The organism is Massilia sp. TWP1-3-3 (genome assembly GCF_049897805.1).
GTDB lineage: Bacteria > Pseudomonadota > Gammaproteobacteria > Burkholderiales > Burkholderiaceae_D > Telluria_A.
Genome location: NZ_JAFCWX010000025.1, coordinates 84,301 through 94,422, shown reverse-complemented (window position 1 = coordinate 94,422; position 10,122 = coordinate 84,301). Strand labels below are relative to the sequence as shown.

Below are 10,122 nucleotides of genomic sequence, written 5' to 3'. Positions count from 1 at the left end.
TACTGGCCTATCTTTTTTGCATGACGTCCCACGCTGCCATGGGTGAAAGTTTACTGAACGCCCTCGAAGAGCCCGGGATTTAGCGCCCCGGCGAGCCTAGGATTTCAAAGGACGTAACACCCATGTGTGCAAGACCATCGTCATGCCGATCTGCGCGCCCAGGTGTTTGGGGTCGGCGGCGATGGTGCGCATGGTCTCAGCGGCGATATCGAACAGCAGGCCGTACACCACGGCCTTGTTGTACCAGGCGATGGCCGCGATCGGGGCCGGCAAAGTGAACACCACGTGGTAATACTCGACCGGCAGCAGATCGGCTTGACGTGCTTCGAGCCAGCGCTTGGCAGCCTGGGCCTGACACTTTGGACAATGGCGGTTGCGGCAAGAGTTGTAGGCAATTTCCGCATAACCGCAGCCGTCGCAGCGCAGCGCGTGCCCTCCCAGCGCCGCACTGCGGCACTGTTCGATGGCCGACATCACCTTGAGCTGACCCAGGCTCAATCGTTCCGTCTGCCTCCAGGCTGGGCCGTGGCGCCGGAAGATGTCAGCAACTTACAAGGCAGGCCGTGTAGTGCCCATGGCCGTCGTCTATCGCACGGCCTTAAGCGGGCTCACCACTTCGCGCAGGAGTTCTGTCGCGACCTGTGCATAGAGGGCTGTGGTGTCGAGCTTCTTGTGACCCAGCAGCACTTGGATAACGCGGATATCAACCTTCTGTTCCAGCAGGTGGGTGGCAAAGCTATGGCGAAGCGTATGCATCGAGACGCTTTTATCGATCCGGGCCTCGTGCGCTGCCGCATGGATGGCGCGGTTGAGCTGTCGCGTGCTGAGCTGATTGATGGGATCGAGCCCGGGAAATAGCCAGCCGCCGTCTGGCATCTTGCCCTGGGCGCGTGCCACACGCCACCATACGCGCAGGCGTTCGAGCAACACCGGCGCGAGCATGGCGTAGCGGTCCTTCTGGCCCTTGCCTTGCTCCACCCGCAGCGTCATGCGCTCACTGTCGATATCAGCGACCCTGAGGGCCACAACCTCGCTCGCGCGCAGTCCCGTGGCGTACGCCAGCGCGAGCGCAGTTTGATGCTTGAGGTTGCCGGCGGCGATGATCAGGCGACTGACTTCTTCACGGCTGAGTATCACTGGAAGGGTGCGCGGCACGCGCACCGGGCGTATCTTGGCCATCAATTCCGGATGGTCGGCCGTTATGTCAAAGAAGAACTTTAAGCCGGTAATGGCCGCATTCAGCGAAACCGGTGATGTGCCCTGGTCTACTAAGTACAGCTGATAGCGCCGCAAATCTTCGGTGCTGGCCGTGTCCGGTGAGCGCTTGAGAAACTCTGCCAACCGGCGCACGGCTCGGATATAGTGCTGCTGGGTCTTGGGCGCAAGTTTGCGCATCCGCATGTCGTCGATCATCCGCTGACGAAGCGGGCTGGGGGGATTTACTGGCGCTTTCATGGCTTGGCTCCTGTCGGAAATGAGGCGAATTACCTCTGTTTCACGATAGAAACCGGAGCCACAATGTCAACTCCGAGTTACCTTCGATCGAAGTCCTACCGCGCGAGCGGTTTAGTCCCCTGGCCGGTCTCTGCCGATTGTACTCGACGGCACGCCGGCGCCAGCCGGCTTGGCCGTTGTCGATCATCTACGGACGCTCGTGCAGAAACCAGCGATCGGATCCCATCAGGCCAATCGCGTAATGGCGCAGTGTTATGCCTGGTAAGGCTAGCGTGCACGATGCTGCCAGGTCGTGCTCCTGCGCCAGTTCCCAGGCTTCCTGAACAGAAATAGGGGGATCAGAAACGAAACACTCCAACATCGTCCCGAAATGTGCGAAAAGTTCGGCGCCAAACCTCTTTTCCCAAGCACGGCCCAACGCAATGTAATTCTCTGATCCAAAGTCCGATGCACCGTACCAATTGAGGTATGCAAGCGCATCCCAGGAATTGGGGGTCGGAAGAAAAAGGAGAATCACCGGCTCTTGCTCGAACCATGCTTGCCGCGCCATTTCCGGATCTCCCGAGCCCCCATGCGCCTGCTCCCAATCAAGGAGCCATCGATCAAGTTGATATCTCGTACTGATAGCGCGCCCGTCAATCCTGGCTTCGTTCACATCTTTCCGTGATGGCGCCGATCCGGACCTGCCCATCGTATCTTCCAGTTCATATTCGATGCGTTCGTCAAAATCGTCGTATTCTGCAAGTTCCTTGTCGCGTTGCTCTTCCATGCGCTTGATGAATTCATCTGGATCGATGGTATCGGCGGTTGCCAGCAAGGCGCGCGGTGACACATCTTCCGCATTGGGCGCCTCTTCGAAATAGAAGCGCGAAAAGAAGTCTTCGTTAGCAATCGCTTCGGACACATTCGAGCCGCCCCCCCAGGATGTGGTTATTACGGGCCAGCGCCGCGTCTGCGGAACAAGCGCTCGCGCGCTGCGCCAGAGAGCTACCATTTCGCCCAAGGAGGTTTCCATCGCGTAAGTCTTCTCCGGTGTATCGAGAACCGGCAATTCAAACACCTTCCGCCCAGCGAGCGGTGTGCCGACGAGATGCTTTGTGAACGCCTCGATGGAATCGATCATGAAAGGGCTTGCATTTACGTCGGGTTTGCATTCTTGAGGCCGGCTCTCGGTTGCGCTGAGGTAGGCCGCAACGGTCGCATTGTCGACGCCGACACTGGAAGCACAGGCGCCGGACGCGAACAATTCCCGAACTGGTCTGACGGTCGCCATGTAGATCAATTGGAAGTGTTCATTTTCGCTGCAAGCTAGGTGACTCGCCGCGTCTGCAGCGGCCCTGAGCAAGCCGTCTCTCAAGCACAATATGGTGACTGCCTGAAAAATGAACGACGTCATGTAGTTTTCTGGACGATTCGTTCGGCGCAGATAATTGGCTGTTGTCGCACCTATCGTGGCAGTGGAAATTCGGCGCGCAGGTTCTGCGACCTGCACTTGAACAAGATGGCTCAAGAGTTGTGTCAGGTTATGCCCGCCGACATTTGGCTCCGTGTCCTCCTCGATACTTTTCATAAGGCTGTCGAGGGCGATCGAGCCACCGTGAGGCTTGGATTCTGCTAAAAGCCGTTCTTTCAAAACGAATTCCGCGTCAACGCAAAAATCCGCGAATGCCCTTACCCGGGAGTCTTGATCCACGATGTATGCAAATGCTGCCAAACTCGCTTCTGTCCAGGCCGAACCAGCCGGCTTAACCTGATTGCGGATCGGCATGGCCAGGCTACTCAAAAAATCCTCGGCCTCCCCCTCGGCCCAAGCTGCAATTTCGTCCTTTGATCTTGCGGCTTTCTGCCCAATCGATGGGCATCCCGTTTCGCACAAATAGCAAACAATCGGAAGAATTCGCTCCAATTGTTGCACTACGTTGCCGTGCTTGAATAGCATCCACGGGCCGGGCGTAACGAGCAATTCCAAAACAAACTTGGCGTCGCGGAAGCGCCCAGCAAATACAAGCCGATTCGCGTTCGCCAGCAGTTCCTTAGCCGCTTTGTTCAGATCCGGATCAGTGACGTGGGTTGTGGTCAGCACAATGGATAATCTTTCAAGTTCGTACTTCGTAGGCCGGCCCTGGCCGTAGTTGACGGTCCGCTCCTGGCCGGTCCCTGCCGATTGTACTCGACGGTTGCGGTGCGGCCGCCGATGTCGGCAGCTGCCGCCCCGTTTGGGACCCGCAAGATTCTACAAGTGACGGCTCAACGTTCTTGATCAACCGCGCCTTCAGAAATCCGTTGGATCTAATGGTGGGGTGCAAATAGCCGCCGCTCTTATCAGCATCGTGACCCCAGCCGACGCCACTGCACGAATATCGCGCTCAAGATCATCTGGATTGATAACAATCTTTTCACCCAAAGCATCTGACCCACCAACCGCCTCTAGATACTTGGCGTCTACAACCCCTCTCCGGTGCACGATAAGATGACGTCGCTGGGACAAATTCCACAGACTTCTTCCCCAAGAGAGACCGTTACAGATCCGTCTCCACCAAGAAGAGCAGGGATAAGAGTACGGATAGATTTGATGTCACTTAGATCCTGCTGAGCTACGACGAGGGTACCTAGGCAAGATGTGAGGTTGAAGTTGAAGGTCGCCATTTCTTCGAGGGTCATTCTGGCCGGAATTCTCTGCCGAGCAGCGGGATCAGCCATCAACGCAGCAATTCGCTTAGGCTCACGATTTAAAATAAACTCCAGCAAATCTCGGGCAAGCCCTTCTAGAGAAGACCACGCCAATACCTCTCCCTGCAACAGTAGCTCAGTAGCTGCGGCCTTAAGCTTTGAACTCTTGAGTGAAGAAATAAGAAATCGGCAAGCATCAGCTGCTGTGGCGTCGCGACCTTCCTTAGACTCGACAAACTCACTCATTCGGCGAGATGCTACTTCATGAGCTAAAGTGTCACGTCGCTCCTGCAGCGCGAGATCATCCTCTGTTTCGAAGGCTGATAACTTTAGCGACCGGATTCGTTCAGCAGAGTGAATACGCTGCCAATGGCTCCCGTGGGCGGCAGAGGACGCCAAAGTCACCGGAATCCCAACGGTTTGCAACACAGCTGAAATATTTTCAAAAAACGCGGCGGCCAAGTCTCTAACCGCGGATAATGCGAGCGCTTCCCGAGTGGCGCTCATTTCCGGAACAAGACTGTCCAGCGCAGGAGGTGCCAAAAACCACTTCGTCGCCTCAATTGCAAAGTCTCTGTCTTGCATACCGATTCGCTTCCCGTCACTTATTATCTTATTTTCGAATGGCGGCGCCTGGCCGGTTGCCGTCGATTGTACCCGACACAACAGCACGCGGTTCCACAGGCGCCGATCAGCGCCTACAATCGCCTGTGGCGATCAAGCGCCCGGGCGCACTACCTGGCCTTTAATGATTCGATCAGCTTGTCTGGACCTGTAAATCGACCTGGCTTCAGCCTTAACGGGGTTATACCTTCAACGGTCTCTATTTTTTCGGTTGGATCAGCCGGTGGTGGGACAGCGCCAATCAATGCCAAGAAGCGAGCAAAAATACAGGCACTCTGGTGGACATGGCGGCAATTGCCACTTGGCTAGTGCAGGCGACCACGCGCCGAAATGAAGTCGTGCAGTTGCGTCACGGCCGCACGGTCGAGTGGCGCCGTACCGAGTCCGACGGATTACGCCCACCACCCACGCGGCAAAGTTGGCCACCTCTCGAACATGACGCCTTATGGACACACGTCGGTAGCCTTGGTTGGACAGCCAAGCGACGAAGCGGTCGAGATGCGGGCCGGCACTTCCGGCCCGCTACCGCGCAATGGTTGGCGCAGATTTGAAATACGCAGTAAGCATGCTGCGCTCCTTGCAGGTTGCCCTGAAGGACGGCGGCATTATGTGAAGCGAATCAGAGCAGTGTGACAGATCGGACCCAAGTGAAACAGGCGTCGCCGTCGCCCCAGATCAGCTTACTCCGCATAACAATATCCTTTCCATAAGAACTTTTATGCAAAGCTTTCCATAAGCGTTCCACCGCACCTCATACCGCTAGCCTGCAACAAGCCCTTTTTTGCTTCCTTCCAGGATCAAGGAAAGGGCGAGGCAATGTAATTTCACTACATCTGTCCAGAATAACCGCAAGATTTTCATTGTTTTGATGGAAATCTATGTTATTTTGCTACAAAAACCAAAGGAGATGTGATGAAACGACTAGCCCTCATGCTGCTTGCCAGCGTGTTTTTATCCAGCGCCCACGCTGCAGACTTCCAAATCGCCCACGTTGAGCCGATGCACTGGTGGGTCGGCATGCACGATCCGCAATTGCAGGTGATGGTCCATGGCGAAAACATCGCCAGCCTCAAGCCGGAGGTCAATTACCCTGGCGTCAAGCTGGTGCGCGTCGACCGCACGGACAACAAGAATTATGTCTTTCTAAACTTTCAGATTGCCCCGAGTGCGCGCGCCGGCGCGTTCGACATTGCCTTCAAGCGCGGCGGCGCCACCTTGGCCAGCACCCGCTACCGCCTCGAGCAGCGGCGCCAGGGCTCGGCCCAGCGCAAAAGTTTTAGCGCCGGCGACGCCATTTACCTGCTCATGCCCGACCGCTACGCCAACGGTAGCGCCGCCAATGACACGCTGCCCGGCATGGTGGAGCCGGCCGACCGCGCCAACCCGGTGGCGCGCCACGGCGGCGACCTGGCGGGCATGACGGCGCACCTGGACTACATCAAGCAGCTCGGCTTCACCATGGTCTGGCCGACGCCACTGCTGGAAAACAACCAGCAAGCGTATTCCTACCACGGCTACGCCCTGACCGATTTTTACCGCGTCGATCCGCGCTTTGGCAACAATGACGATTACCGGCGCTATGTCGCCGCCGCCAATGGCATGGGCATGGGCGTCATCCATGACGTTGTGCTCAACCACATCGGCAACGGCCACTGGTGGATGAAGGACATGCCCGCCGCCGACTGGCTTAATGTGCCAGCCACGCGCGCGCTGACCAATAACCAGCACAGCACCGTGCACGACATCCACGCCGCACCTGAAGACCGCGCGCTGTTCCAGGATGGCTGGTTCGTCGATTCCATGCCGGACATGAATCAGCGCAATCCGCTGGTAGCCCGCTACCTGATCCAGAATACGATCTGGTGGGTTGAATACGCCAATTTGTCGGGTATCCGTGAAGACACGTTTTCCTACGCCGACTCGCGCTTCCTGTCCGCCTGGTGCAAGGCGGTGCTGGCGGAGTATCCGAACCTAAATATCGTCGGCGAGGAAATGGATGCGCAGCCCCAGCTGGTCGCGTACTGGCAGAAGGGCGCCCGCAACCGCGACGGCTACGATTCGGGCTTGCCGAGCGTAATGGACTTTCCCCTTGTTGAAGCCCTGCCCGCCACGCTGAACAACAGCGAGCAGGGCTGGGACGGCTTCCACAAGCTGTACGACATGATCGCCAATGACTTCCTGTACCCCGACCCGATGAATCTGCTCGTGTTCGTCGACAACCATGACCGCTCGCGCATGCTGCCTTTAGTGCATGGCAATGTCGACCTGCTCAAGACGGCGCTGCTGTTTACGGCAACCACGCGCGGCATTCCCCAGTTCTTCTATGGCACGGAAGTGCTGACCAGCAGTCCGGTCGAACGCGACGACGGCCGCCTGCGCGCCGACATGCCGGGCGGCTGGGAAGGCGACCATGTGAACGCCTTCACCGGCGCCGGCCTTACCGCGCAGCAAACCGACATGCAAGCCTTCACGCGCAAGCTGTTCAATTGGCGCAAGGGCAGCGCCGCCATCGCCGGCGGCAAGCTGACCCACTTCATCCCGCAGGACGGCTGCTATGTCTACTTCCGCTACGACGGCGCGCACACCGTCATGGTCGTGCTGAACAAGAATGCGAGTCCGGCCACGCTCGACTTGACGCGTTTCAAAAGCATGATCAAGCAGGCCGCGCGCGGCCGCAACGTCTTGACGGACGAGACCGTGTCGCTGCGTGCGCCGCTGGCCATGAAACCGATGACCTCGCTCGCTATTGAGTGGTAGCGTCGTTCGCTTGAAGTGGGCAGGGCGGGCAATCCGCCTGCCCGCCGGTGCGCTTCGGCGTGCTGCAAAGCGCTTTCCCTCCGTACCACCCCCCAAGCCCTCATTTCATGTAGTAATACAACGCCGATCAACGTTCTAGTTTACATTGAAGTAAAAAACAAGTTTGCAGCACATTGCAAATTGCTGTTTTTTAGAGCTATTTCTACATTTTGTGTAATCGTCCTCATAAAAATTTCATGTTTTTCTGCCGGGTTGTAGGTTTACTACAAAATATCCATGTATTATTACTACACAATAATCTAGGTGACGGTCAGGATGAGCGCAGACATGAAGGTCGATAGATGGGCAGCGATGGCGCGACCGAAGTCGCTGGATGGCGTGCGCAGCTGGCCGCGACCGGCGCTCTTCAGCCTGTGCGTGCTTCTCTCAGGTATCGCATTTGGCGCCGACGGTTTCCAGGCCCGGCGCTTGCCGGCGAACCAGCAAATCCACCTGGACGGCACCCTCAACGACGCCGCCTGGGCCGGCGCCCCCGTCTACGACAGCTTCTTCGAAACCCAGCCGGTCGACAACGTGGCCGCCAAAGTGCGCACCGAAGTGAAGGTGCTGTACGACCAGCGCTACCTGTATATCGGCGTGCGCGCCCACGACGGCGAGCCGGGCCGGATCCGCAGTCCTTTCGCCCGTCGCGACAAGCTGAGCAATGACCAGGACTACATCGGCTTGTTCCTCGATTCCGGCGGCAGCGCCAAATCGGCCCAGGTCATCTACGTCAACGCGCGCGGCGCCATCAGCGACGGCTCCCACAGTCCCGCCGGCGGCGACAACTTCGCGCCGGACATCGATGTCGACGCCGCCACCGCCCGCTTCGACGGCGGCTGGACCATGGTGGCGCGCATTCCGTTTGCCTCGGTCGCCTATGTGCGCGACGGCACGGCGCCGTGGAAGCTGCTGGTGATGCGCAACCTGACGCGCGAGCAGCGCTACCGCATGTACAGCGCCCCCGTCACCCGTAATACCAACTGCATCCTGTGCTTCGCCACTCCGGTCGCCCAACTGAACGATTTGCCTACGGGCTTGAGCTGGAGCGCCACGCCGCAACTGGTCATGAGTCGCAACCGCAGCGAGCAGACCGGCTCCGCCGATGTGCGCACCGACAAGCGCAAGCTCAGCCTGGACGTCAAGCTGCGGCCCGATTCGGCCAGCGTGGTCGACCTCACCATCGAGCCGGACTTTTCGCAGGTCGAACTCGATGCACCCCAATTGTCCGGCAACACCCGCTTCGGCCTGTTCGTGCTGGAAAAGCGCCCCTTCTTTCTTGAGGGTAGCGACCTGCTGCAAACGCCGCTGCGCGCCATCAACACCCGTACCATCGGCCAGATCGGATTCGGCGCGCGCTACACCCGGCGCGGCGAGAGCAGCGACCTGACCGCCTTGTACGCCAACGACCGCGGCGACAGCCTGGTCCAGTTGCCCGGTCCCTACGGCACCGGGTATGCCCGCGTCAGCGAAGGCTCGAAAGCGGCGCTGGGGCGCATCCAGTTCAAGCGGGGCGATCTGGTGCTGGGCATGACCGGCAGCGAACGCCGGTATGCGGGCGCTCGCGGCTACAACAGCCTGGCCGGTCCCGACCTGAGCTGGCAGCCGGGCGCCTACGACCGCGTGCGCGCCCAGTTGCTGGTGAGCGCCACCACCGCCAAGGCCGACGGCCACGGCGCGCTGGTGGCAGGCGAGCGCAGCAGCGGCCACGCCGCCATGCTCGACTGGAGCCACGACCCGCAGAACTGGTCCCTGCAGGGCAGCCTGGAAGACGTCAGCGATGGCTTTCGCGCCGATAACGGCTTCTTTTCGCAAGTCGGTTACCGCTTCGTCAACGGCCAGACCTCGCGCAAGCTGGGCCGAACCGGTCCCTTTAATGAAATGAATCTCTACTTCTATGCCGATCGCCGCGTCGACCGCAGCGGCGCGCTGATCTCGACCGACATTTTTCCCGGCATCTGGATCGCCGGCCCCCTGGACAGCGAATTCGAACTGCACGTCAAGCCGGCCAACCGCACCCGTACCCTGGCCGGTGGCGAGGTGCTCACCACGGCGCTGGCGGGCGGGCGCGTCGGCATCACGCCGGGCCCGGTGCTGGCGCGCCTGCAGGCCGAACTGACCTACGGCGACCAGATCGACGTGCTGGCCACGCGCGTGGGCAAGGGCGGCACGCTGACCTTGTATGGGCGCGTGCGCCCGTCCGAACGACTCGAATTCGAACCGACCTACACCATCAACTGGATCGATGGCAAGGACGGGGCCGAGCAGGGCCAGCGCCTGTACACGGCGCAGGCGGCCCAGCTCAATGGCATCTATCACTTCAGCGCGCACGATTCGCTGCGCATGATCGCGCAGTGGACGCGCACCGAGCGCGCGCCGCAGTGGTATGCGCTGCCGGTCGCTGCCCGGAGTACCCAGCAGGTCGCCTCGTTCGTCTACGGCCACACCGCATCGTTCGGCACGGCGGCCTATGCCGGCCTGACCTTAACGCGCGGCGACGCCCCCGGCAGCGCGCCCCACACGGCGCAAAACGAGGTATTTCTCAAATTGTCATGGCAAATCTAAATCCCCAGCAGG

The 10,122-nt window shown here is 59.4% G+C and carries 5 protein-coding genes and 1 pseudogene; 2 read left to right on the top strand and 4 right to left on the bottom strand.

The window, feature by feature from the left end; genetic code table 11:
• Positions 1–120: 120 nt before the first annotated feature.
• From ACP7D4_RS21155 to ACP7D4_RS21140, 4 genes and pseudogenes are all read right to left on the bottom strand, one after another.
• Positions 121–540 (bottom strand): annotated as a pseudogene (locus ACP7D4_RS21155) (IS91 family transposase); the annotation flags it as partial.
• A 45-nt stretch (positions 541–585) separates the two neighbouring features.
• Positions 586–1,455 carry a tyrosine-type recombinase/integrase gene (locus ACP7D4_RS21150; RefSeq protein ID WP_426211169.1) on the bottom strand — a complete coding sequence of 290 codons (870 nt, stop codon included), beginning with the start codon at positions 1,453–1,455 and terminating at the stop codon, positions 586–588.
• Positions 1,456–1,642: 187 nt separating this feature from the next.
• Positions 1,643–3,538, bottom strand: coding sequence for a DUF4253 domain-containing protein (locus tag ACP7D4_RS21145; protein ID WP_426211167.1), 1,896 nt, complete (start codon positions 3,536–3,538; stop codon positions 1,643–1,645).
• 359 nt (positions 3,539–3,897) lie between these two features.
• Positions 3,898–4,710 carry a hypothetical protein gene (locus ACP7D4_RS21140; protein ID WP_426211165.1) on the bottom strand — a complete coding sequence of 271 codons (813 nt, stop codon included), beginning with the start codon at positions 4,708–4,710 and terminating at the stop codon, positions 3,898–3,900.
• A 951-nt stretch (positions 4,711–5,661) separates the two neighbouring features.
• Between ACP7D4_RS21140 and ACP7D4_RS21135 the strand changes: the two genes are divergently transcribed.
• Together ACP7D4_RS21135 and ACP7D4_RS21130 are read left to right on the top strand one after the other, a co-directional pair.
• Positions 5,662–7,506: a glycoside hydrolase family 13 protein gene (locus tag ACP7D4_RS21135; protein WP_426211163.1), complete on the top strand. Its 1,845-nt coding sequence runs from the start codon at positions 5,662–5,664 to the stop codon at positions 7,504–7,506.
• A 327-nt stretch (positions 7,507–7,833) separates the two neighbouring features.
• Complete coding sequence (locus ACP7D4_RS21130; protein WP_426211161.1) at positions 7,834–10,110, top strand: carbohydrate binding family 9 domain-containing protein; 2,277 nt, start codon at positions 7,834–7,836, stop codon at positions 10,108–10,110.
• The last annotated feature ends 12 nt before the right edge of the window (positions 10,111–10,122 follow it).